The 23,318-nt window shown below is 67.5% G+C and carries 25 protein-coding genes and 1 pseudogene; 19 read left to right on the top strand and 7 right to left on the bottom strand.

The features are described from left to right. Positions 1-2: 2 nt before the first annotated feature. Positions 3-530, top strand: a complete 528-nt coding sequence (locus E6N53_RS02030; RefSeq protein ID WP_136588777.1) for a DUF7979 domain-containing protein — start codon at positions 3-5, stop codon at positions 528-530. 36 nt (positions 531-566) lie between these two features. Here E6N53_RS02030 and E6N53_RS02025 read toward each other — a convergent pair whose 3' ends face one another. The 4 genes from E6N53_RS02025 to E6N53_RS02010 form a co-directional block, all read right to left on the bottom strand. Next, positions 567-1,388: a cytochrome c oxidase subunit 3 gene (locus tag E6N53_RS02025; RefSeq protein WP_136588776.1), complete on the bottom strand. Its 822-nt coding sequence runs from the start codon at positions 1,386-1,388 to the stop codon at positions 567-569. Between the two features lie 55 nt (positions 1,389-1,443). Then, positions 1,444-1,683: a DUF7123 family protein gene (locus tag E6N53_RS02020; RefSeq protein WP_136588775.1), complete on the bottom strand. Its 240-nt coding sequence runs from the start codon at positions 1,681-1,683 to the stop codon at positions 1,444-1,446. Beyond that, a complete protein-coding gene (locus tag E6N53_RS02015; RefSeq protein ID WP_201740101.1) occupies positions 1,680-1,937 on the bottom strand; it encodes a DUF8028 family protein in 258 nt (85 codons plus the stop codon). The genes E6N53_RS02020 and E6N53_RS02015 overlap by 4 nt, the downstream gene beginning before the upstream one ends. Before the next feature lie 168 nt (positions 1,938-2,105). After that, the gene (locus E6N53_RS02010) at positions 2,106-3,071 is read right to left on the bottom strand and encodes a nucleotidyltransferase family protein (protein WP_142856490.1); all 966 of its coding nucleotides are present in this window, start codon (positions 3,069-3,071) and stop codon (positions 2,106-2,108) included. A 147-nt stretch (positions 3,072-3,218) separates the two neighbouring features. Between E6N53_RS02010 and E6N53_RS02005 the strand changes: the two genes are divergently transcribed. Further along, complete coding sequence (locus E6N53_RS02005) at positions 3,219-3,506, top strand: transcriptional regulator (protein ID WP_142856488.1); 288 nt, start codon at positions 3,219-3,221, stop codon at positions 3,504-3,506. A gap of 6 nt (positions 3,507-3,512) precedes the next feature. Here the strand turns inward: E6N53_RS02005 and E6N53_RS02000 are convergent, their stop codons facing one another. Then, a complete protein-coding gene (locus E6N53_RS02000) occupies positions 3,513-4,358 on the bottom strand; it encodes an SRA domain-containing endonuclease (RefSeq protein WP_142856486.1) in 846 nt (281 codons plus the stop codon). A gap of 260 nt (positions 4,359-4,618) precedes the next feature. Between E6N53_RS02000 and hpt the strand changes: the two genes are divergently transcribed. The 17 genes from hpt (at position 4,619) to E6N53_RS01915 (ending at position 21,461) form a co-directional block, all read left to right on the top strand. After that, positions 4,619-5,185, top strand: a complete 567-nt coding sequence (gene hpt, locus E6N53_RS01995; protein ID WP_142856484.1) for a hypoxanthine/guanine phosphoribosyltransferase — start codon at positions 4,619-4,621, stop codon at positions 5,183-5,185. A gap of 141 nt (positions 5,186-5,326) precedes the next feature. Then, entirely contained in the window at positions 5,327-7,219 is a 1,893-nt protein-coding gene (locus E6N53_RS01990; protein ID WP_142856482.1) for an ABC transporter substrate-binding protein, read from the top strand. Between the two features lie 37 nt (positions 7,220-7,256). Next, positions 7,257-8,225 carry an ABC transporter permease gene (locus E6N53_RS01985; RefSeq protein WP_142857244.1) on the top strand — a complete coding sequence of 323 codons (969 nt, stop codon included), beginning with the start codon at positions 7,257-7,259 and terminating at the stop codon, positions 8,223-8,225. After that, complete coding sequence (locus E6N53_RS01980) at positions 8,225-9,460, top strand: ABC transporter permease (RefSeq protein ID WP_142856480.1); 1,236 nt, start codon at positions 8,225-8,227, stop codon at positions 9,458-9,460. The genes E6N53_RS01985 and E6N53_RS01980 overlap by 1 nt, the downstream gene beginning before the upstream one ends. After that, positions 9,457-10,533 (top strand): ABC transporter ATP-binding protein, encoded by a 1,077-nt coding sequence (locus E6N53_RS01975; protein ID WP_142856478.1) that lies wholly within the window; start codon positions 9,457-9,459, stop codon positions 10,531-10,533. Before E6N53_RS01980 ends, E6N53_RS01975 begins: the two co-directional genes overlap by 4 nt. Continuing rightward, positions 10,533-11,846: an ABC transporter ATP-binding protein gene (locus E6N53_RS01970; protein ID WP_142856476.1), complete on the top strand. Its 1,314-nt coding sequence runs from the start codon at positions 10,533-10,535 to the stop codon at positions 11,844-11,846. Before E6N53_RS01975 ends, E6N53_RS01970 begins: the two co-directional genes overlap by 1 nt. Before the next feature lie 68 nt (positions 11,847-11,914). After that, a complete protein-coding gene (locus E6N53_RS01965) occupies positions 11,915-12,607 on the top strand; it encodes a type 1 glutamine amidotransferase domain-containing protein (RefSeq protein WP_142856474.1) in 693 nt (230 codons plus the stop codon). A gap of 233 nt (positions 12,608-12,840) precedes the next feature. Then, positions 12,841-13,887, top strand: coding sequence for a monovalent cation/H+ antiporter subunit E (locus E6N53_RS01960; RefSeq protein WP_201741053.1), 1,047 nt, complete (start codon positions 12,841-12,843; stop codon positions 13,885-13,887). Beyond that, on the top strand, positions 13,884-14,159 hold the full coding sequence (locus tag E6N53_RS01955; RefSeq protein ID WP_136588765.1) for a cation:proton antiporter: 276 nt from the start codon (positions 13,884-13,886) through the stop codon (positions 14,157-14,159). Before E6N53_RS01960 ends, E6N53_RS01955 begins: the two co-directional genes overlap by 4 nt. Positions 14,160-14,162: 3 nt before the next feature. Continuing rightward, entirely contained in the window at positions 14,163-14,555 is a 393-nt protein-coding gene (gene mnhG / locus E6N53_RS01950; protein ID WP_142856472.1) for a monovalent cation/H(+) antiporter subunit G, read from the top strand. Beyond that, on the top strand, positions 14,552-15,088 hold the full coding sequence (locus E6N53_RS01945) for a DUF4040 domain-containing protein (RefSeq protein WP_142856470.1): 537 nt from the start codon (positions 14,552-14,554) through the stop codon (positions 15,086-15,088). Before mnhG ends, E6N53_RS01945 begins: the two co-directional genes overlap by 4 nt. Further along, positions 15,085-15,579 (top strand): MnhB domain-containing protein, encoded by a 495-nt coding sequence (locus E6N53_RS01940; protein WP_136588762.1) that lies wholly within the window; start codon positions 15,085-15,087, stop codon positions 15,577-15,579. The genes E6N53_RS01945 and E6N53_RS01940 overlap by 4 nt, the downstream gene beginning before the upstream one ends. Then, a complete protein-coding gene (locus E6N53_RS01935; protein WP_136588761.1) occupies positions 15,576-15,932 on the top strand; it encodes a cation:proton antiporter subunit C in 357 nt (118 codons plus the stop codon). Before E6N53_RS01940 ends, E6N53_RS01935 begins: the two co-directional genes overlap by 4 nt. Beyond that, positions 15,925-17,466, top strand: coding sequence for a monovalent cation/H+ antiporter subunit D family protein (locus E6N53_RS01930; RefSeq protein ID WP_142856468.1), 1,542 nt, complete (start codon positions 15,925-15,927; stop codon positions 17,464-17,466). The genes E6N53_RS01935 and E6N53_RS01930 overlap by 8 nt, the downstream gene beginning before the upstream one ends. Continuing rightward, positions 17,463-19,187: a cation:proton antiporter gene (locus tag E6N53_RS01925; RefSeq protein ID WP_142856466.1), complete on the top strand. Its 1,725-nt coding sequence runs from the start codon at positions 17,463-17,465 to the stop codon at positions 19,185-19,187. Before E6N53_RS01930 ends, E6N53_RS01925 begins: the two co-directional genes overlap by 4 nt. Further along, entirely contained in the window at positions 19,187-20,953 is a 1,767-nt protein-coding gene (locus E6N53_RS01920; protein WP_142856464.1) for a Na(+)/H(+) antiporter subunit D, read from the top strand. Before E6N53_RS01925 ends, E6N53_RS01920 begins: the two co-directional genes overlap by 1 nt. A 106-nt stretch (positions 20,954-21,059) precedes the next feature. After that, positions 21,060-21,461: a DUF7322 domain-containing protein gene (locus tag E6N53_RS01915; protein WP_142856462.1), complete on the top strand. Its 402-nt coding sequence runs from the start codon at positions 21,060-21,062 to the stop codon at positions 21,459-21,461. Between the two features lie 30 nt (positions 21,462-21,491). Here E6N53_RS01915 and coaBC read toward each other — a convergent pair whose 3' ends face one another. Together coaBC and E6N53_RS01905 are read right to left on the bottom strand one after the other, a co-directional pair. Further along, the gene (gene coaBC, locus E6N53_RS01910; RefSeq protein ID WP_142856460.1) at positions 21,492-22,676 is read right to left on the bottom strand and encodes a bifunctional phosphopantothenoylcysteine decarboxylase/phosphopantothenate--cysteine ligase CoaBC; all 1,185 of its coding nucleotides are present in this window, start codon (positions 22,674-22,676) and stop codon (positions 21,492-21,494) included. 96 nt (positions 22,677-22,772) lie between these two features. Beyond that, positions 22,773-23,318, bottom strand: a pseudogene (locus tag E6N53_RS01905) (thioredoxin reductase); the annotation flags it as partial.

The following is a 23,318-nucleotide window of genomic DNA, read 5'->3' as shown; positions in this document are numbered from 1 at the left end:
CGATGGCCGACGACGGCGAGGACACCTCACTGTTGTTCACCTACGTGACGCCGTTCGTCGGTGTCTTGCTCATCGCCATCGGTATCGGCGGGGCCGTGCCGGGTGGGTACGCGCTCATCCAGGACGAACTCCGCGACTGCGACTCGCCGACCATCGTGGTCGAACCGCCCGAGCGCGCGACGGAACTCGTCGAGAACGACGGGCCACAGCTCCAGCGGCTCGCCTTCGCGGACCTGACCGACGCCGAGCAGGAGGCGTTCGTCGAGGCGCTCGACGCGCCACGACGCGAGGCGCACATCCACGGCTCCTTCGCGAATCGAGCCGCCTTCGAATCGGGTGTCATCGTCACCTACCAGGGCGAACGATACTACTCGACCATCGTCGCCGAGAACACGTGCTTCCGGGCACCGGCGCTCGGCTTCCCGCTCGGGGTGTTCGCCATCGGCCTCGGAACCGTCGCCGTGCTCATCCCGCCGGTGTACCGCAAACTGGTCGAGTTAGACGAGCGGGCCAGTCGGCGGCGCGAGTGAAGTCGCGCTCTCCGGCGCGTCCGCCGCGTCCACGCCTCAGCCGACGACAGCGCCGACGTAGAGCACGACGACCAAGAAGAGCCAGACGACGTCGACGAAGTGCCAGTAGAGGGCGACGGTGCGGACGCCCGCGTCGCGCCCGTCGGTGTACTGACCGCGGAGCGCCCGGACGAGCACAGACCCGAGTAAGACGACGCCGAGCGAGACGTGCAGGCCGTGCAGACCCGTGAGGCCGTAGAACGCCGAGGCGAAGACGCCGCCCGAGAGCGTGAACGCCTCGTGGGTGACGAACTCGTAATACTCGTACACCTGTCCCCCGACGAAGACCACACCGAGGCCGACGGTCACAGCGAGCCAGCGGATGAACGTCGTCCGGTCGCCCGCCTCGAGCGCGCCGTGGCTGCGGTGAATCGTGGCGCTGCTCACGACGAGGATGAGGGTGTTGACGAGGACGAGTGAGCCGACGAGCGGCGGGAGTTCGCTCGGGGGCCACGGTCCGACGCGGACGAAAGCGTAGTAGACGAAGCCCGCTGCGAACGTCGCCACGTCGGAGATGAGAAAGAGGACCATCCCACCGACGTAGAGGTCGGACCGGTCGACCTGCGTCGCCCAGTAGTCGGCTACGAACGCCTCGTACGCCCACCCGACGAGTCCGACGGCCAGCACCACGCCGCCGACGGCGGCGAGCGCACCGAGCGGGAGTCGAGGGACGAGCGACCCCCCACCGAGCAGGAGTCCGACGCCACCGTACAGCGCAGCGGCACCGACAGCGGCGACGATGGGCCAGCGACTCCGGTGTTGGTGCTGTCCTCCGCCCGCGTCGTGCTCGCCGTGAGTCGCCACGTCGGTGCCGTCCATACGTTCTCGTCTGGCTCACGTGACAAATAGCCATCGCGCACGCGCCGCACTCGTCTCACTCTGTCGTCGGGACGACCCGCCACGTCGTGGCGTTCGCGTAGCCCCACTCTTCGAGGTCGAAGCCGGTCGCCGACTGACAGAGTCCCGGGAGCAACGCGCCGATTTCCTTCGTCGAGAGGCCGACCGCGTCGGCGATGTACTTGCTCTTGAAGTAGAACTCGCCGCCCTCGGCGCGACGGCGGAGGTACCGTTCGAGTCGGTCGCGCTTCCGCCGGGACGCCGACCCCGCGCTCACGGTCGACCACCTCTGGTGTCGACGGTCGCTCGTGGCGAGTGCTCCCGCCCGAGGACCAGCGCGAGGACGTTCGCGAGCCACAGCGCGAGGAGGACCGGCGTCGACGACGGGGTGAGCCCGCGCGCCATGAGGAGCGGGACGTGAGCCAGTGGGAGGCAGATGGCGCTCCAGAACCCGACCCACCGCAGGAGGGCGATGCTCCGACCCAGTGACTGTTCGACCACCGGGGAAGCGAGACTGTCGTACTCGTACATGCGTGTCCCCCTCTTCACGGGCCGGGCATCAAAACCTGTTCAAGACTCAACACGCTCTTTGTGTGACCCACTGTCACACGCCGTTCGGGGCCGACCGCCGCGCGCGACGGTGCAGAAGCGAAGCAGGGGTGAGCACGGAGGCCGCGACGGGAGTGGCCGTCGGGGTGGCTACTCGGGCTTCAGCTTCGAGTACGCACCGACGAGCGATTCGGTCAGGTCGAGGTGTTCGACCTGTGCCTCCTCGTCGACGATGGACGCGCGGATGTCGGAGTCGACGATGGTCGCGTTCGGGAACACGACCGAGCGGTCGACCGTCGAGTTCTCGATGTGCGCGCCGGCCATCACGTGGACGTTCTCTCCGAGTTCGGAGTTCTCGACGACGGCGTCGTCGTTGACGTAGTTGTCTCCCTCGAGGTAGCCCTCGACGGCGTCGAGGTACGACGCGGCCGTCCCGATGTCGTACCAGGCGGTGTCGAAGGTGAACGCGAACACGTCCTCGCGCTCTTGGAGCCACTGGACGAACCAGCCGGGCTCGTCGGGGTTGTTGTCGTTCGAGAGGTACTCGTCGAACAGCGGGAGCGTGTCCTGCGGGTAGACGTAACACGCGATGGAGACGAGCGTACTGTTGGGGTCTTCGGGCTTCTCCTGGAAGTTGACGACCTTGTCACCGTCGAGTTCGACGAGGCCGTACGACTTGGCCTTCTCGCGCGAGCCGACGTCGTAAGCGACGAGCGAGGGCGACTGCTTCTCCTCGAAGTAGTCGATGAAGTTGGACAGCCCGAAGCTGATGAGGTTGTCACCGGCGACGATGAGCAGGTCGTCGTCGACGTTCTCGCGGTCGATGAGCTGCGCCATCGCGCCGACGACGCCGAACTTCTCGTCCTCCTCGACCGTCTCCTCGACGGAGAGGGTCGGCTTCTCGTAGTCGCTCTCTTCGATGAACGCCTCGAACTCGTCGGCGAAGTACTCGTTCGTGCTGACGAACACCTCGTCGACGCGGTCGTCCGCCTCGAGTTCCTCGAAGATGGTGTCGATGACCGTCCCGTCGCCGATGGGGAGGAACATCTTCGGACGGTGTCTCGTGATGGGCCAGAGTCGTGTCGCGTACCCGCCTGCCAGAACAACTGCTTTCATAGTCCATCCCCCATTTCAGCACAGGGTCATTTCGTCTTTGCTATGTTACGTTGATACTTCACCAGCGTCGAGGTGCCCGGCCGGTCGAGCGCGGGCGTCGACGGTGCGGAGAACAAGACGCATTATCGTCGAGTCGCTACCCCTGTTATGACCGAGCACACGACGCGCCAGCGAATCGCCGACGAACTTCGGGCGGACCCCCAGACGGCGAGCGACCTCTCGACCCGCGTCGGCGTCCCCGCCTCGACGGTGTACGACCACCTCCAGCACGTCGCTCGCTCGCTCGACGGCGACGAGCAGTTCCTCGTCGCCCCGCCGGAGTGTCGCAACTGCGGGTTCAGCGCGTTCGACGACCCCGTCAACTACCCCTCCAGATGCCCCGACTGTCGGAGCGAGGGAATCGAGGAGGCCGTGTTCAAGATCGAGGCGGTGTAGCGCCAGTCAGAAGTCGGCGATCTCTCGATTGTGGTAGTCGAGAAACTCGTCTTCGAGTGGATGCGCTGCGGCAACACTGAGTTTCGTCCCGGACAGTGAGTGGTCGTACGCGTGAGCGACGGTCAGGTGCACAGGGTCGACTGAGACCATCCCGTAGTCGAAATCTGCGTGGTGGTTCGGGCAGAGAACAAGCAGGTTCGCCGTGACGTCCGGGCCATCGTGCGGACGGCCGAGCGGTTGGAGATGGTGAGCCTCGGCATACGCCGCTTCGGGCGTCCGCTGTCGAACGTCACCGCACAGTTGACACTGGTGTCCGTACAGTTGCTTCAACTGTCGACTCGTGGTCGTGTTCCGGACGACGCGACTTCGTGTGGTTTCGACGCGACTGGGCTGGGCGAGGTCCCGAGCGTGCTCTTCGGCGTCGACTCGTTCGTGCGCTTCGCTCCGCCGCTGTAGTGTAAACTCGAATATGAGTCGGTCTTCGGGGTCGTAGTGTACCTGCCGATAGTCGACGACATCGACGAGTCCCTGATACTCCCACGTATCGTCCCCAGGGGATTGGTAGAAGAAGAAAATCGGGAGAGGGCTGTCTTTCGCACTCGCGAGGAGACGGTTGCCTGCTGTCAGTGTCTGGTCACCCGTCCGTCCTTCGCCGATGTACGTGAACTGCCCGGCGGTGACGTCGTCAGCGTACGGTCCAGTCTCTTTCGAGAACAGCCGAAGATAGCGCTGGTCGTCCTCGTCGTAGCAGATTTCGATCCCACGCCCGGTCATGCCACGGTCGAACGCGGCTTCGAGGTCAGACCGAGAGAACCGACTGCCGACAGTGAGGCTGAGATCGGAGAGGTTCATACACCTCACTCGTCTCTCGCTGGAAAAAGTGCAGGGGGCGACAGTCGTCGCTGGCGGGGTGCTGGTCGGGAGCGGTCGACCAGTCGGTAGTCACACGACACACGGGTGCAGTGGGCTGCCTCACCCTCGCACACCCATCCTGGCGGACGGAGCCGCTAAGTGCGCGTCAGGAGTGTGGGCGCGTCTCCCCGTTACAGACACCCACTCGCATGCAGCCGGTGAACCGCCACGTTTTATCCCTCACCGGCAGAACCGACGCCATGGACCAGTTGCGGCAGTCGCTCCTCGACGCACCGATCATCGAGAAAGGCGATTACGAGTACTTCGTCCACCCGATCAGCGACGGCGTCCCGATGCTGAAGCCGGAACTCCTCCGCGAGATCGTCATCCGCATCATCCGAAAGGCCGAGATCGAAGACGTCGACAAGATCGTGACGCCCGCGGCGATGGGCATCCACATCTCCACCGCGGTCTCGCTCATGACCGACATCCCCCTCGTCGTCATCCGAAAGCGCCAGTACGGCCTCGCAGGCGAGGTGTCGCTCCACCAGACGACGGGCTACTCCGACTCGGAGATGTACATCAACGACGTGTACGAGGGCGACAAGGTGCTCGTCCTCGACGACGTGCTCTCCACCGGCGGCACCATCACGGCCATCCTCGACGCGCTGAGCCACATCGGTGCCGACGTCGTCGACGTCGTCGCCGTCATCAAGAAGGCGGGGCCGAACCAGCTCGACGACACCGACTACTCGGTCAAGACCCTCATCAACGTCACCGTCGAGGACGGCGAGGTCGTCATCGTCGACGAGTTCGGCGACGGCTGACGGGACCTGCGGTCGGCCGACGTTGTGTGCTCTCGGGACGCGCTCGTCTCGCACCCCTCGACCGGAGGTAAATCGAACGATGGCGCACTGATTACGCCCCCCACCGATGGATATTTACTTTGGAGGCTGTTTTCACACACCATGCCATCCGGTTACGGAGGCGACGGCGACCCGGACGCGCTCTACCGGCCGGGTCGCAGAGACCTTCTGAAGTTACTGGGCGTGGGGGCGGCCGCGGGCCTCGCGGGCTGTTCGAGCAGCGGGAACCAGAGCGAGGAGGCGGGGGCGTCGGCGACGACGACAGCGCGTTCCGGGGGGTCGACGACCGACTACGTCAGTGCTTCGTCCGTCGACGCCAGTTCGCTCAACTGGATCTCTATCGCCGATGCGACGTCGGGCGGCTTTATCGGCCTCACGATGGACGCCACCTGGGTCATCACCCCCGAACAGGAGATATTCCCACTCTGGGCGGACATCTCCACCGAGGACGGCCGCGTCTACGAGGTCCAGTTGCGGGAGAACCTCCGATGGGGTGCCGGCTACGGCCAGATGACCGCCGACGACTGGGTGTACATGATTCAGGAGGTGTTCCAGGACCCCGACAACTGGTCCGGCTACCCGAACGCCGACGACTGGGTCCGCAACGGCGAACCCATCCCGGTCGAGAAGACCGGTGACCGCTCGTTCACGCTCTCGCTCCCGGAGGTCGACCCGTCGTTCCCGTTCAAACCGGTGCTGTGGGGACAGAACTGCATGCCGCAGGGCATCCTCGAGAAGTACGCCCCCTCGGGGGACGTCGAGGGGTTGCGGCAGGACGAGGAGGTGAACACCCTCGCGTACACGGGCAACCTCGGCCCGTACTCCTACGAGCGGTGGGACCGCGAGTCGCAGTTCGTCGTCACCCGGAACGACGAGTACTACATGCGCGAACTCGCACAGAACGGCGACCTGGACTTCGCTGGCATCGACGGCGTCGACCAGAGCTTCGCCGAGGCGTGGACCGAGGCACCCACCTTCGACCGCCGAATCGTGCGCGTCATCAAAGAGGAGAGCGCCCGCCTCGGAGCCCTCCGCAACGGCGACGTGACGACGGCGGGCGTCCCGCCGAACAAGGCGAACCAGTTTCAGGACCTCGAAGACGTCTACCTCAACGTCACACCCCAGCCGTTCGTCTCCGTGCTGGCGTACAACCAGCGCGCCAACGGGTGGCGACCGTTCCGCCGCAAGGCGGTTCGACAGGCGCTGGGGCACGCCGTCGACAAGCAGGCCATCGCCGAGAGCATCTATCGCGGCTACGCACAGGTCGCTCAGACCATGCAACCGAAGTGGACGAAGTGGTACGTCGACGACCAGATCACGAACTACGGCGTCGGCGAGAACTACGGCCCCGAGGTGACGCGGCGACTGCTCGCGGAGGCGCTCTCGGGCACCGAGTACAGCTACGACGGCGACGTGCTGAAGAACGGGGCGGGCGAGCAGGTGACGCTCTCTCTGTACTTCGATCAGGGGCAGGACACCGAGCGGACGACGGCGGAGTTCATCGCCCAGGAGTTTCAGAAGAACGCAGGCATCCGCGTCGAGATACGGCCCACCTCGTCGTTCATCGAGAAGTTCGCGACCAACTCCCCACCCGAGGGGACCGAAGCCGAGTGGACCGCCGGTCAGTTCAACGGTGGCCCCCGCGACGTCTCGACGAGCCCCGAGCCGTGGGACATGTCGGTGAACCTCGGGTTCAACACCTACCCGTACACACCGACCTCCTCGAGCGCGTTCTTCCAGGAGCGTGGCGGGATCAACTACTACGGCTACGTCCCCGAGCGCGACATCGTCGGCCTGTACGAGGAGGCCTCCCGGACGGTCGACGAGGAGGAACGGAGACGGTTGCTCGGGCAGGCGTTCGGCTACATCAACGAGGAGCAGCCGTTCGGCTTCGTCACCATGACCTCCGCCATCAGCGGCTACCGGTCCGAGGTCGTCGGCCCCATCGAGGACTTCGCCAGCGGGTGGGACAGCCAGACGTGGTACTTCGAGTGACCGCTCTCACGCCAGCGCCGGAGGACCACCGATGAGCATGCGCTGGTACGTCGTCCGACGGCTCCTGTGGACCGTCGTGGCGACGTTCATCATCCTCTCGGTGACGTGGGGCCTGCTCGCGGCCACCCCGAACCAGCAGGCCGCCGAACTCCAGTTTCAGGTCGCCCAGAGCGGGGGAAGCGCTGAGACCGCGGGCGAAGCGTTCCGCCGGGCGAGGGGACTCGACCGACCGCTCTGGGAGCGGTACACCACGTACATGCAGAACATGGTGACGCTCAACTGGGGCTGGTCGGACAGCCGCTCACAGCCAGTGACTGAGGCCATCTGGGCCGCTCTGCCGTACACGGCCATCTACTCTGTACCAACCACCGTCCTCTCCATCCTGCTCGGCCTCTCTATCGGGCTGTACTCGGCGACCCACCAGTACACGAAGGCCGACTACGCGGCGACGTTCTTCGCCTTCTTCGGCTTCGCGATTCCGAACTTCTGGTTCGCCATCATCCTCCTGCTCGTGTTCGGCGTCCAGTTAGGGTGGTTCCCGGTCGTCTTCGACCCCGACGTGCCCTTCTTCTCGCTGCAGATGGCCCGCCAACTCGTGTTACCCGTCGTGGTGCTCACGACCGGGACCATCGCCGGCCTGATGCGCTACTCACGGGCACGAACCCTCGAGTTCGTCCAGGCGGACTTCGTCAAGACCGCACGGGCGAAGGGGGCCAGCGAGCGGCGCATCCTCACACACCACATCCTTCGTCCCGCCTCACCCCCTCTGGTGACCATCCTCATCTCGGACCTCCTGGGCATCTTCATCGCCGCCTCGTACCTCGTGGAGGTCGTCTTCGGGATTCCCGGTCTCGGCCAGTTGTCGTTCCGCGCCATCGTCGCACAGGACACGGCCCTGGTCCTCGGAACCGTGCTCATCGGCGTGTTCATCGCCGTCGTGGGGAACCTGTTCCAGGACCTCGCGTACACCATTCTCGACCCGCGCATCGAATACGGTGACCGCTGATGGCGACGGAGACCGACTCCCGACAGGGGTACGGCGGTGACGGAACACAGCACGAGACGTTCGAGGACATCGACTGGGACGACGAGGGCGGGCGGACGGTCCTCTCGCGCCGGGACCTCGGCGTCGGGGCGGTCGTCGCCGTTCTCGCGGCCGTCTTCGCCTACGACTACGCCGTCGTCTTGCCGAACACACCGACGGTCGAGTTCGCGCTCCCGCCGTCGGTGCCGCTGTTCGGCGACACGTTCCTCTGGGACGTCACCCAACTGGACTGGCTGTTCCTCCTCACGCTCGTCGTCATGGTGTTCTACGTCGTGGTCCCCCTGTCCGACAACCGCCGGCTGACGGCGTACTACTGGCGACAGTTCCGGAAGAACCGACTCGCGGTGGTGAGCCTCGGCTACCTCGTCGTCGTCTTCCTCGTCGGAATCGTCGGGCCGGTGTTCATCCCCGCGCCCGAACTCGAACTCACCCGGCAGTACCAGCCCCCGCTGTTCACGACCGTCGATTCGTCCGTGCCGCTCCAGTGCGTCGGCGAGGTGACGGGGGACGTCTGTCACGGCTCGCTCGCACATCCGCTCGGGACCACGTCCGACGGCAAGGACATCCTCGTCCTCGTCATCTACGGGATGCAGGTGAGCATGAAGCTCGGACTCATCACGACGCTGCTCGTCATCTCCATCGGGACGGCCGTCGGCACCGTCGCGGCCTACTCGGGTGGGATGGTCGACGAGGCGCTGATGCGCTACGTCGATATCCAGCTCACCTTCCCGACCTTCCTGCTCTATCTGCTCTTGGTGTTCCTCTTCGGCGGCTCGCTGTTCATGTTCATCGTCCTCTTCGGCCTCACGTCGTGGGGGGGTATCGCCCGCCTCGTCCGTTCGGAGGCGCTCCAGCTCAGAGAAGAGGAGTACGTCCTCGCGGCGAAGAGCGCCGGGGCGAACGCCGCCTACGTCATCCGGCGACACCTCGTCCCGAACGTCTCTTCGACGGTCATCACCGCCGCCACCCTCGCCATTCCGGGGTACATCCTCGCGGAGGCGGCGCTGTCGTTCCTCCAGCTCGGCGACCCGACCATCCCCTCGTGGGGGCAGGTCATCGCCGCCGGGCGCTCCGACCTCGACAGCGCGTGGTGGATTTCGACGTTCCCCGGCTTCTTCCTCTTTTTCACCATCCTCGCGTTCAACTTCATGGGCGACGCGCTTCGAGACGCGCTCGACCCGAGGGCAGACAGATGAGCGGAACGCGACGGGACCCACTGCTCGACGTCGAGGAACTCCGCACGCGGTTCAAGACGGACGAGGGTGTCGTCCGCGCGGTCGACGGGGTTTCCTTCTCCGTCGGGCGGGGCGAGACCGTCTGTCTCGTCGGGGAGTCGGGGTCCGGCAAGACGGTCGCCTCCGAGTCCATCACCCGCCTGATTCGGACGCCGCCGGGCGAGATTCGAGGGACCGTCCGGTTCGAGGGTCGCGACCTCGCGACACTCTCCGACGCGGAGCTCACCGAGATCAGAGGCGGCGATATCGCCCACGTCTTCCAGAACCCACAGGGGGCGCTCAACCCGGTCTACACCGTCGGCTGGCAACTGGTCGAGGCGGTCCGTCTCCACGACGAGGTCACCAGACGGGAGGCGAGAGACCGGGCGCTCGAACTCCTCGACCGGGTGGGCATCCCCGACGCGACCACCCGGTTCGACGACTACCCTCACGAGTTCTCGGGCGGGATGAAACAGCGGGTCGTCATCGCGATGGCGCTGGCGTCGAACCCCAAACTCCTCATCGCCGACGAGCCGACGACGGCGCTCGACGTGACCATCCAGGCACAGATCCTCCGGCTCCTCGTGGAGCTACAAGAGGAGTTCGACATGAGCATCCTCCTCATCACCCACGACCTGGGGGTGGTCGCCGAGGTGGCCGACCGGGTGGTCGTGCTGTACGCGGGGAAGGTGATGGAGACGGCGGGCGTCTACGACCTCTTCGACCGGCCGTCGCACCCGTACACGCGGGCGCTCCTCGACTGTCTCCCCGGCCGCGGCGGGCGGATGCGCTCTATCGGCGGGACGCTGCCGGACCCGACGGACCCGCCGCCGGGCTGTCGGTTCGCCGCGCGGTGCCCACACGCCGTCGACGCCTGTACCGACGGGGAACAGCCGCCGCAGTACGCGGTGAGCACGGGTGACGAGCACGCCGTCGCACACGAGGTCTCCTGCGTCCACTTCGGTCCCGGCGGGGACCCGAGCGTCGTCCTCGGCGAGCGAGCGGAGACGACCGGGTCGGACGGCCCAGCGACGGGAACGGGAGGTGACGACTGATGCCACTCTTGGAGGTGCGTGCTCTCGAGAAACACTACCCCGTCACGGAGGGGCTGTTGAAGACCGAGGTCGGTCGAGTCCGCGCGGTCGACGGAGTCTCGTTCACCGTCGAGCGCGGCGAGACCCTCGGCATCGTCGGCGAGTCCGGCTGTGGGAAGTCGACGGCGGCGACCTCGCTCCTCAGACTGGAGGAGCCGACCGGTGGGCAGGTGCTGTTCGACGGCGAGGACATCACCTCGTACACCCCGGCGGAGCTGAAGCGGTTCCGGCGACGGGCGCAGATGATCTTCCAGGACCCGACGTCGAGTTTCGACCCGCGGATGGCCGTCGGCGAGGCGGTCGCGGAGCCGCTCGTCATCCACGGGGTCGGAGGACGCGAGCGCCGTCGTCGTATCGTGGCGGACCTCCTCGAACGCGTCGGGCTCTCCGCGGAGGACATCGACCGCTACCCCCACGAGTTCTCGGGCGGACAGCGCCAGCGCATCGCGCTCGCGCGGGCACTCGTCGTCAACCCCGACCTCGTCGTCGCCGACGAGCCGACGAGCGCGCTCGACGTCTCCGTGCAGGCCGAGATTCTCACGCTCATCGAACGAGTCCAGGCGGAGTTCGGACTTGCTATCGTCTTCATCAGCCACGACATGGGCGTCGTTCGCGAGGTGTGCGACCGCGTCGCCGTGATGTACCTCGGGGAAATCGTCGAACTCGGGCCGACAGCCGACGTCTTCGACTCCCCGCAACACCCCTACACGCGAGCCCTCCTCTCGTCGATTCCGGAGCCCGACCCGTGGTCGCGTGGCCTCGGGACGGTCCTCACCGGCGACGTGCCGAGCCCCGCGAACCCCCCGGCTGGCTGTCGGTTCCACACCCGCTGTCCGGAGCTCGTCCCGCCCGAGGGGTACGAGTTCACGCGGGCGGAGTGGCGCGCGGTGATGAACCTCCGCATCCGGCTCGAACGGGAGGGAATCGACGTTGACGCCGTCCGCGAGTTCGTCACGGGTGAGGCGTCGGGGGAGCGTCTGGACGACGAGGTCGCGGCGGCGGTACGCGCGGAGTTCGAGTTACCCGAGACTCTGTCGGACCCGAGCGCCGAGCGCGTCCTCCGAGACGCACTCGACGACGTCGTCTCGGGTGACGACGATGCGGCACGCGACCGTCTCGCCGAGGCGTTCCCGACAGTCTGTGCGGGCGACCGGCCGGCGCTCGAACCGACCGACACGGGCCACGAGGCGGCCTGTCACCTCCACCGCGGATACGAGAGCGCCCCGGTCGACGGGGAGAGGACACAAGAGACCGCGCCGGGCGCGGACGAGTAGGTGACAGAGAGGAGGCTGGGCTTTCCGGGGACCGGCCGCTTTTGCGCGTCGCCGCCCGAGTTAGACCGATGACACGCGCACTGTTCGTCGTGACGGAGGAAGGCTACTGGGGAGAAGAGTGCATCGAGCCGCTGCAGACGCTCACCGACGCGGGCGTCGAGTGTACGGTCGCGACGCCGACCGGCAACCCGCCGGTGGTCGACGAGCGCTCCGTCGACCCCGGCGAGGTCGGCGAGGAGCTCGCCACTCGCGTCACCGAGTGCGACGCGAACGACGAACGACTGAACGACCCCGAGCCGCTCGCGTCCGTCGACGCGAGCGAGTACGACGCCGTCGTTTTCCCCGGTGGCCACGGCACCGAGTGGGACATCAATCAGGACCGCCACGCCCGCGCCGCGCTGCGGGAGGCCGTCGAGGGTGACGGCAAGGCGCTCGTCGTCTGCCACGCCGTCGGCATTCTCGCGTTCACCCGCGACTCCGAGGGCGACTTCCTCGCCACCGGCCGGAACGTGACCGGGTTCCCGAACGCCTGGGAGGAGGGCATCGTCGACGACCTCGACCGGATGCCCGACGGGCGGAAACTCCCCTACTGGGTCGAAGACGAGGTGAAGGCGGTCGGCGTGAACTGGGACGCCGAACTCGACGCGGACACCTCCGTCACCGTCGACGGCGACCTGGTGACCGCACGCGGCCCGCCCTCTTCGCACGAAGCGGCGCTGACGCTCCTCGACGAGCTGGGCCTCGACGCGCCGAGCGCCTGAACCGACCGGAACGTCGGAGACCGGAGCGGTGCGACGGTGCCGGGCTCCCCCACGAAACCGCGACGGCGAGTCGGTCGTGGAGGCGCGCTCGGTCCCGCTCGATTGTCGGTGACGTTCGTGACGGAACCCCCGAAACACGGGGAAAAGAAACCCTTTAATCGGTGTGGCTGAACGCCTAGGCTAGGTATCGATGTCAAGCGTTCACGTTCGGACTGTCGCCCTTCACGACAGAGGTGGTCCCACTGACTGACACCCGACTGCTCGTTCCCGTCTCCGAGTCGAACACGCTCCGGAACACCGTGGGGTACGTCGTCCAACACGCGCTCGACCGCGCCGAGGAGACCGGCGAGACGCCGTCGGTTCACTTCGTCTATCCGGCCTCCGAACGGCTCCCGTCAGAGACGGAGACGACCGAGTTCGAGACGGCCCAGTCCCTCCTCGACCGGGTCATGGTCTGGGCCAGCGAGGACCTCGGTGACAACGCCGACGCGGTCGAGTTAGAGACCGCGCTGGTCGGGGGGCGAGAGTACCTCTTCAGCCCCGGCGACTACGCCGACGTGCTCGCGCGATACGCCCGGAACAACGACCTCCACCTCGCCGTGTTCGACCCGGGGTTCGCCCCGCTCGGCACGACGCCGCTGCTCCCGCCGCTCGAGAACGAGGTACGGCGGGCCGGTCTCGAGGTACGGGAGGCACCGGCCACCCGCGAACGGCAGAACCCGCTGCTCGTCCGCTCCGGGAACGTCACACAGTTCCTCGGGCTCTTCTCGGTCTCGTTTCTCTTCTATCTGTTCTTGGCCGGGTCGGTCGTACCGTTCGAGCTGGTGACGGGAGCGATCAGCGCCACCGTCGTCGCCGTCGCGCTCTGGGGCGTCTCGCTCACCACGCCCATCCGGCCGACGCAGGCGGTGAAGCGGCTCGCTCGGGTCACCCTCTACATCCCCTACCTCCTGTGGGAGATCGCCAAGGCGAACCTCGCTATCGCCTACGTCGTCCTCCACCCGTCGTTGCCGATCGACCCGGAGGTCGTCGAGTTCGACGCCGCCGTCTGGTCGGCGCTGCCGGTGACGACGCTCGCGAACAGCATCACGCTCACGCCGGGAACGCTGACCGTCGACGTCACGCGGAGCCACTTCACCGTCCACACGCTCACCCGCAGTTCGCGCGAGGACCTCTTCTCCGGCTCGTTAGAGCGTGCCGTCCGGTTCGTGTTTTACGGCCGTGACGTCGCCCGCATCCCGAGCCCGCTCGAACGCCGTGAGGAACGGGAGGACGCATGACGCTCGTCGAAGACGTCCTCCTCGTCGCCGCGGCGGCGTTCGTCCTCACCTCGCTGGTCGGCGTCTACCGGATCGTCCGCGGCCCCACGATGCCCGACCGAGTCATCGCCGTCAACGTCATCGGCTCGAACACCGTCATCGTCATCGCGCTGCTCGCGGCCGCCATCGGCGAACCGGGCGCACTCGACATCGCGCTCGTCTACGCGCTGTTGAACTTCGTGTTGAGCATCGCCATCTCGAAGTTCTCCGTCGAGCGCGGGGGGGTGCTCTGAGCGATGACGCCGACCGAAATCGCCGTCGTGGTGCTCGCCGCCGGCGGCGTCTTCTTCGCCGCCGTCGCGGCCGTCGGCCTCGTCCGACTACCTGACCTCTACACCCGCGCCCACGCGACCTCGAAGAGCGAGACGCTCGGCGCAGTGTTGACGCTCGCGGCGGTCGCGCTGGTCGTCGACGCGGGGTTGTCGACGCTGAAAGCCGGACTGTTACTGTTGTTCATGTTCCTCACGAATCCGACTGCCGCACACGCGATTACCAGAGCCGCGGCCGAGCAGGGTATCGAACCGTGGACCGTCACGACCGACGCCGAGTCGGAGTCGAAGTCCGAGTCCGAGACGGGGACGGAGCCCGACGCCGAGACATCCCCCTCGACGGAGGTGGACGAGTCGTGATCACGGCACTCGAAGCAGGGCTGTTCGTGTTCGTCCTCGGCTGTGCGGTCGCGGCCGCGCTCCTCCGTGACGTCCTCGGCTCGATCATCGCGTTCAGCGCGTACAGCCTCGGCATCGCCATTATCTGGGTGTTCCTGCGAGCGCCCGACGTGGGGCTCACGGAAGCGGCCGTCGGAGCCGGCGTGATGACGATTCTCTTCTTGTTGACCATCGCGAAGACCGTCCGCCCTGCCGGCGAGCGGACCTTCGAACGGGTCGACCTCCGCGCGGCGGGGGTGGCCATCGCCCTCGTCGCCGTCCTCTCGACGACCCTCTTCGCGCTCCCGGCTGTCGGCTCCGCCGACTCGGCGGTCGCGACCGACGAGGTGACGAACTACTACCTCGCCAACGCCTACACCGAGGCCGGCGTCGAGAACGCCGTCACTGCCGTCCTCGCGGCGTACCGCGGGTTCGACACGCTCGGGGAGGCGGTCGTCGTCTACGCGGCCGGTGTCGGCCTGCTGCTCGTCCTCGACAGGGAGGTGTTCGGATGAGCGACGCCGACCGGTCCGCCGGCGACCTCCCCGGGAACGTAGCGGGCAGTCCGTACGTCGAGAGCCCCATCATCATGACGACCGTCCGCGTCATCACGCCGTTCGTCTTCACCTTCGGGCTGTTCGTGATGTTCCACGGCGCGGACTCCTCCGGCGGTGGCTTCCAGGGCGGTGTCATCGTCGGGACGGTCGTCCTCATGCTCGGACTGGCGTTCGGCATCGAGACGACTCGGCGGTGGATCGGCCCGACGCTCCCCGTCGCGTTCATCGGGTTCGGTGTTCTCGCGTTCTTACTCATCGGCCTCGGGTCCGTCTTCCTCGGCGGGGACTTCCTGCAGTACACCACCTACGGCATCAAAGACGCCTCGAAGTACGGCATCGAACTCGTCGAACTCGCCATCGGGCTCATCGTCGCGGGGGTCGTCAGCGGCCTCCTGTTCGTCATCGCCGCCGGGCCGCGGAGCGACGAGAACGGAGGTGATGCGGCGTGATCGACCTCCTCGCCGACCGCCTCTACTACCTCGTCGCCTTCCTCCTCCTGGGCGTCGGGACGTACACCATGATCGGCAGCCAGAACCTCGTCAAGAAGGTCATCGGCATGAACGTCTTCCAGACGGGTATCTTCCTGTTCTTCATCGTGACCGCGTTCGTCGACGGCGGCAGTCCCCCGCTGTTGACCGCGCCCGAGCCGTACGTCAGCCCGCTCCCGCACGTGCTGATCCTCACCGCCATCGTCGTCGGCGTGAGCCTCACCGCCGTCGCCCTCGGCCTAATCGTCCGGATCTACCAGGAGTACGGCACGCTGACCGAGGAAGGCATCCGGAAGGTGATCGCCGATGAGTGACCTCCCCGCCCTCCTCGTCGCGTTCCCGATTCTGGGCTCCATCGCGGTGCTACTCGGCGGGCTCGTCCGCTCGGAGACGGGCTGGCCCATCGCGGTCGTCGCGTCGGCGGTCCAGACCGCCGCGGCGGTCGCCCTCGCCGTCGACGCGTTCGGTTCCCAACCGGTCGCGTACGTCGTCGGCGGCTTCACCGCGCCGTTCGGCATCGAACTCGTCGTCGACGGACTCTCCGCGACGATGGCCGTCCTCGTCGCCGTGGTCGCCCTCGGCGTGCTCGGATACGCCCGGCGCGCCGGCCCGCGGTCGAACGCCTTCTACGCGACGTATCTGCTCTTGGTCGCCGGGCTGACGGGAATGAGCATCACCGGCGACGTGTTCAACATGTACGTCTTCCTCGAAATCACGGGGCTCGCCGCCTACGCACTCGTCGCGAGCGGCGATGGGGGACGCTCCGCCCGCGCGGCGCTGAAGTACCTCCTCGTCGGGACCGTGGGTGCGTCGCTGTTCCTCCTCGGCATCGGCTACGCGTACGTGGCAACGGGGACGCTCAACATGGCCGACCTCTCGGCGCAACTCGCGGCGGTGGGCTACACCTCGCCGCTCGTCCGGGCGTCGTTCGGCCTGCTGGTCGTCGGTCTGTTCGTCAAAATCGCCGTCTTCCCCGTCCACACCTGGCAGCCGGCCGCGTACGCCGGGTCGCCCGACTCGGTGAGCGGGCTCATCTCGGCGCTCGTCTCGACCGTCGCGGCGTACGCCCTCATCCGCATCGTCTTCACCGTGTTCACCGTCGACTTCCTCGCCGCGAACGAGTTCGCCCAGACCGTGCTCGTGGCCGGGGCCGTGGTGAGCATCGTCGTCGGGAGCGTCCTCGCGGTCACCCAGCGCGAGATCAAACGGATGCTGGCGTACTCGTCGGTCTCGCAGTTCGGCCTCGTCGTCGGCGCGATCGCGGTGGCCAACGGGACCGCGCTGACGGGCGCGATGATCCACCTGGTCGGCCACGCCATCATGAAGGGCGGGCTGTTCCTGACGAGCGGACTCATCGCCGACGAGACCGACGCGCGAACCATCGACGCCTACGAGGGGCTCGCGGAGCGGACGCCGATAGGTGCGGCCGCGTTCGGCGTCCTCGCGCTCGGGATGGTCGGCGTCCCGCCCGCGGTCGGCTTCGTCGGCAAGTGGTACATCGCGCTCGGCGCGGTCGAGGGGCGCGCGTGGCCGCTCGCGGTCGTCATCCTCGCGAGCACGCTGTTGACGCTCGCGTACTTCGCGCGGGTCCTCGAACGGATATACTTCCGCGACGCGGCGTCGGCGACAGTCGACGGGGCCAGCGCCGACGTGGACACCGACACCGGGCAGCCCCGGACCGTCGTCACCGACGGGGTCGGCACTGAGACCGTCACCCGGGCCGCGCGGGTGTCGACCGGGATGCGGGCGACGGTGCTGGCGGCGGCCGTTCTGGCCGTCGTCCTCGGCGTCGCCGCGTTCGAATACGGACAGCTCCTCGAACCAACCATCGAACGGCTTCTCGCATGACTGAACTCACGTCTCTCAGACCACTCGCCGCGGTGCTCGTCTCAGCAGTGATCATCGTCCCGATTCTCGCGTCGCGCGGACGGCCGAACCTGCGGGAGGCCTGGACCGTCCTCGCGGCCGTGACGAAGTTCGGCCTCGTCGCCAGCATGGTCCCCGGCGTCCTCGCCGGCGACGTGTACGTGACGAACCTCGGGACGTTCGTCCCCGGGGTGGAGTTCGCGCTCCGAGCCGACCCGCTCGGCATCCTCTTCGGCCTGCTCGCGAGCATGCTGTGGCTCGTGACGAGCTTCTACAGCATCGGCTACATGCGCGGCCTCGACGAGCACGCACAGACGCGGTACTTCGCGGCGTTCGCCGGCAGCCTCTCGGCCGCAATCGGAATCGCCTTCGCCTCGAACCTGCTCGTGCTGTTCGTCTTCTACGAACTCCTCACCGTCGCGACCTACCCGCTCGTCACCCACGACGAGACCGACGAGGCGCGGGCGGCCGGCCGGAAGTACCTCGCGTACACGTTCGGCGGCGGCGTCGCGGTCCTCTCCGGCGCGATCCTCGTCTTCTGGCTCACGGGAGCGCCCGGCGTGCCGGGGACGACGGCGTTCTCCGCCGGTGGCATCGCCGCGTTGGCCGCTGCCGACCCGGTGTTCGCCCGCGCCGCGTTCGCGCTGCTGGTCGTCGGCTTCGGCGTGAAGGCCGCGCTCATGCCCATGCACTCGTGGCTGCCGGACGCGATGGTCGCGCCGACGCCCGTCTCCGGACTGCTACACGCGGTGGCCGTCGTCAAGTCCGGCGTGTTCGGCATCGCGCGCGTGGTGCTCGACGTGTTCGGCCCCGACCTCGTCGCCGACCTCGGCGTCGGCGTCATCCTGGCGGCCGTGGCGGCGTTCACGCTCGTCGTCTCGAGCGTCATCGCGCTCCGACAGGACAACCTCAAGCGCCGGCTGGCGTTCTCGACGGTGAGTCAGCTGTCGTACATCGTGCTCGGCCTCGCGGTGCTCAACCCCCTGTCGCTCGTCGGGGGACTCCTCCACATCCCCGCTCACGCGTTCATGAAGCTCACGCTGTTCTTCTGTGCCGGCGCGCTCCACGTCGAGACCCACACCGACGACATCAGTAACATGGCGGGCATCGGGCGGCGGATGCCGTTGACGATGGCCGCGTTCGGCGTGGCGGCGCTAGGGATGGCCGGCATCCCGCTGGTCGCAGGCTTCGTCAGCAAGTACTTCCTCCTCATCGGCACGGTGTCGTCCGGCGGCATCGTGTTCACCGTTGCACTCCTCGTCTCGGGCGTCCTCAACATCGCGTACTTCTGGCCGGTCGTGTACACGGCGTTCTTCGAGTCACCCGGCGAGGCCGACCCGAAGCCCGTCGTCGAGAACGTGCTGGGCGGCCGGTACGGCGCACCGGAGACGGCACCCGACGGTGGCTCGACACCGGACGACGACGGTGTCCGTGACGACCACGGCTACGCCGCAGACCACGAGGGCCAGGGGGTTGTCGACGACGCGGAGGCCGCAGCACAGATCGAGCGCGACCACGGTCACGACTCGGGCCTCGCGTGGGAACACCGCGCGTGGAACGGGGCGGAGTCGACCTGGTTCATGCTCGGCCCCATCCTCTTCGCGGCGACCGGCTCGCTCGTGCTCGGCATCGTCCCCGACACCGCGGTCTTCCTGCGAATCGTCAGGCTCGTCGTCGCCGGCGCGACGGGGGTGAGCGTCTGATGGTCTCGGTCGAACCGTTCCTCCCGCCGTTCGTGCCGGTCCTGCTGGCGGCGCTCGTCATCCCGTTCCTCGGTCGGCGAGCCGGCCACGTCCTCGGAATCGTCGCGACGGGCGTCGTCGTCCCGTACGTCTGGCTGTCGCCGGCGGGACAGCACCTCCCCGTCGCGCTGTTCGGGTTCGACGCGGTGCTGTACAACGTCGACGCGTTCTCGACGCTGATGGGGCTCGTCTTCGGCCTCATCGGCGCGGTCGCCGTGCTCTACTCGTGGTACTCGGAGGCCGACTCGCTCCAGACGGCCTTCGCGCTCTCGTACGTCGGGACGAGCCTCGGGGCCGTCTTCGGTGGCGACTGGCTGTCGCTCGTCTTCTTCTGGGAGCTCATGGCGGTCACGAGCACGCTGCTCGTCTGGCACTACGGCGGCCGGGCGGTGCGAGCGGGCTACCGATACGCGATACTGCACGGCATCGGCGGGACGCTCCTCTTGGGAGCCGTCATCTGGCACTACGTCGAGGTCGGCTCGTTCCTCTTCACCGCGACCGACGGCGGCATCGCGGGCCCCGTCGCGCCGATTCTCGCGGCCGTCGGCATCGGCGTCAACGTCGGGTTCGTCGGTCTGCACGCCTGGTTGCCCGACACCTACCCGCGGCCGCACATCGCCGCGAGCGTCTTCCTCTGTGTGTTCACCACCAAGACCGGCGTCTACGGGATGTACCGGGCGTTCCCCGAGGGACAGCTCGCCATCGCGTACATGGGCGGCATCATGGCCGTCTTCGGCGCGACGATGGCGCTGTTCCAGAACGACATGCGGCGGCTCCTCTCGTACCACATCCAGTCACAGGTCGGCTACATGATCGCCGGCGTCGGCATCGGGACGACGCTGGCACAGGCGGGTGCGATGGCGCACGTGTTCAACCACATCCTCTACAAGGGGCTGTTGTTCATGACCGCCGGCGTCGTCGTCTACCGGACCGGGACCGAGAGCCTCAAGAAACTCGGCGGGCTGGGTCGCGAGATGCCGCTGACCGCCGTCGCGTTCGTCGTCGCCGCGCTCTCCATCGCGGGCTTTCCCCTGTTCAACGGCTTCGTCAGCAAGGGAATCGTCATCGCGGCCAGCCACTACGACTTCGCCAAGGGACCGCTCTACGTGGGCGGGCGGACCACCCTCGAGTGGCTTCTCCTCGTCGGGGGCGTCGGGACGTTCATGTCGTTCATCAAGTTCGGCTACTACGCCTTCTTCCACGGCGAGTACGAGGGCAGCGTCGCCGACGCCAACATCGGTCAGTCGGTCGCGATGGTCACCGTGGCCGTCCTCTGTGTCTTCTTCGGCGTCGTCGACTCGGCGCTGTTCGGGCTCTTGCCGTACGACGTGACCTCCGAGGCGGTCGTCTCGCACGCGTACACGACGTACACGGTCGACCACATCGTGGAGGGACTGGCCCTCGCGGTGGCTGGACTCGTGGGCTTCGTCCTCGTCAAGAAACCGCTGTCCCGAGTGAAACGGGTGCCCGACGTCGACGACCTCTACAACCCGGCCGTGTTGTACGGGAGCCGCGCCCTCGTCGTCGGGACGACGGAGCTGTACGCGGCGGTCGACCGGGCGGCCGTGGCGACGACGCGCCTCGCACACACCGTGGTCACCGACCCCCGGTCGGTGCTCGCACGGCTCGGCGACGGGGAGCCGACCCGACTGACTGCCGACATCGGGACGAGTATCGTGCTCGTGACGCTCGTCCTCGCGGTGACCGTCGCCGTGTTACTCATCTGATTCGAATGCACCGTTCACGACACTCGGGACCGACGGTCGCCGACACGGCCCCTGACCCGACGAGTGAACCCGAACCCTGATTAGCTCCGCCTCACATCCCTCGATGATGGACGATGACTGGTTCGACGATTCCGAGAGCCTGTATCCGGAGGGGATGGACGGACCGAGGGTCAAGACCCCGTCCGTCGACGTCCCGTCCGCGACGGGTGACGTCTTCCAGCGCTCGGAGATCGCTCGACTGTTCGTCCTGCACGTGTTCGTCTGGAACGCCGTCGTCTTGCTCGTGAGCCTCGGCGCGATGCTGATCTACTTCCGCAACGACTGGACGACCGGCGGCCGGCTGCTCGTCGCCGGCGGCATCCTGTCCCTCTACGGCCTCTACCGGTGGCCGCGTGAAGACGAAGCCGACGGCGAGAGCGAAGAGGGCGAAGCCGACGGCGAGAGCGAGTCAGCCGGGGCGGACGCCGGCGACCCCCCGGCCGAAGAAGACGCGACGGTCGAGTCCTGAGTCGCACGTGGCCTCACGGGTGGTCGCCGGTCACGGCGTCCCGTCCGCCAGCACGCGGACCAGTTCGTCGGTAATCTCGACACCGAGCGCCAGCTTCGACCCCACGAACGCGTCCGAGGAGTCGCGCGAGACGAAGAGCGCCCGGGTCTCCTCACTCCCCATCACGCTCGCGTCGTTGGCGACGACGAACGCGAGGGCCGACCGGTCCATGATGCGCCGGGCTTCCTCGACCATCGCCTCGTCGTCCCCCGACGTCTCGGTTTTGAAGCCGACGATGGCGAGGTCAGGATACCGCTCTCGGACCGTGTCGATGAGCTTCGGCGCGGGGTGGAGGTCGAGCGTGCGGGCTTCGCCCGAGCGAATCTTCTCGTCCGCCATCTCGACCGTGAAGTCCGAAATCGCCGCCGCCGACGCCAGCACGTCCGCGCCCGCACAGGCGTCGAGCGTCGCGTCGAGCATCTCCTCGCTCGACTCGACCCACTCGACGTCGGCGTAGTGAGTATCGACGTCGGGTTTCGTGCTCCCCGTGCCGTGGACGAGGGTGACGGTCGCACCCCGAGCGTGGCACGCTCGGGCGAGCGCCCGGCCCATCTTCCCCGAGGAACGGTTCGTCAAGAGGCGGACCGGGTCGACCGACTCGGCAGTGGCTCCCGCCGTGACGACGACGTGCCGGCCAGCGAGGGGTCGCTCCGAAACCGCGCGGGCGACGCCCGTGACGATGGCGTCCTCGGTCGCGATCTTCGCCTTCCCCTCTTCGAGACGAGGGTCGACGAACTCGACGCCCCACTCGTCTAACTGGCCCAGCGCGTCCATCACGCCCGGGTGGTCGTACATCGGTTCGTGCATCGCCGGCGCGCAGACGACCGGCACGCCGGCCCCGAGAGCCGTCGTCGCACAGGTGGTCACCGGCGTGTCGTCGACCGCACCGGCGACCTTCCCGACCGTGTTGGCGGTGGCCGGCGCGAGGAGGAGGACGTCGGCCCAGCCCTCTCTGCCGCACAACTCGACGTGCTCGACGCGTCCCGTAATCTCGGTGACGACGTCGCGCTCGGTGGCGAACTCCAGCGCCCAGGGGTGGATGATGCCACGGGCTGCGGGCGTCATCACGCCTCGAACCGAGGCACCGTGGCGGCGGAGTTCGTGCGCGAGTTCGACGCACTTCACGGCCGCAATCGAGCCCGAGACGCCGAGCGCGACGTTGACTCCTTCGAGCATCTACCACGAAGTGGGTCGGTCCCCGATAAAAACCGTCGGGTCGGTCGAGGGGGACCCCCCGACGGTCGCGCCTGCGCCCTCGCGTACGAAGAGCTATCAGTCGACCGTCACGTCCCACGACGGGTCGACGCGCCCCCGGTCGTCGTCGACGAGCGAGGGGTGAGTCCGTTGTCGCTGCTCGTGTGGTTCGGCGAACTGTTCGCGCATAACCGCTCTCGATTCGGCCTGCCGCCGCGCCTGTTCTTCGGCGTCGATTTCCTCACATCCGGGAGGAACGTCTCTTCCCCGGTCGGTGAAGTACCCCTCGGGCGTGACCCAGTCGTTGTAGAAGGGCGTGTTCGAGTCGTGGACGAGCGTGATGCCCACGGCCGCCCCGTGACCCGCGGCGACGACCGCCTGATGGTACGTGTCGGCGAGGCGACCCGTGGCGTAGAGGCCCGCGACCGAGGTTCGGCCGACGCCGTCCTCGTCAACGAACGTCTTCGAGCCTCGTGCACGCGCCGCGACGTCCTCGGGGAGATACGAGGCATCGCTCCACGAAGCGGCGACGACGTACCGGGCGTCGAACGAGTCGCCCGCGGCGGTCGAGACCCGGAAGCCCGACGCCGTCGAGACGACTCGTTCGACGCGGCCCGGTTCGAT

Origin of the sequence: Salinigranum halophilum, assembly GCF_007004735.1 — an archaeon.
GTDB lineage: Archaea > Halobacteriota > Halobacteria > Halobacteriales > Haloferacaceae > Salinigranum > Salinigranum halophilum.
The sequence above is the reverse complement of the archived record's forward strand: the minus strand, read 5'-3'. Positions and strand labels throughout refer to the sequence as shown.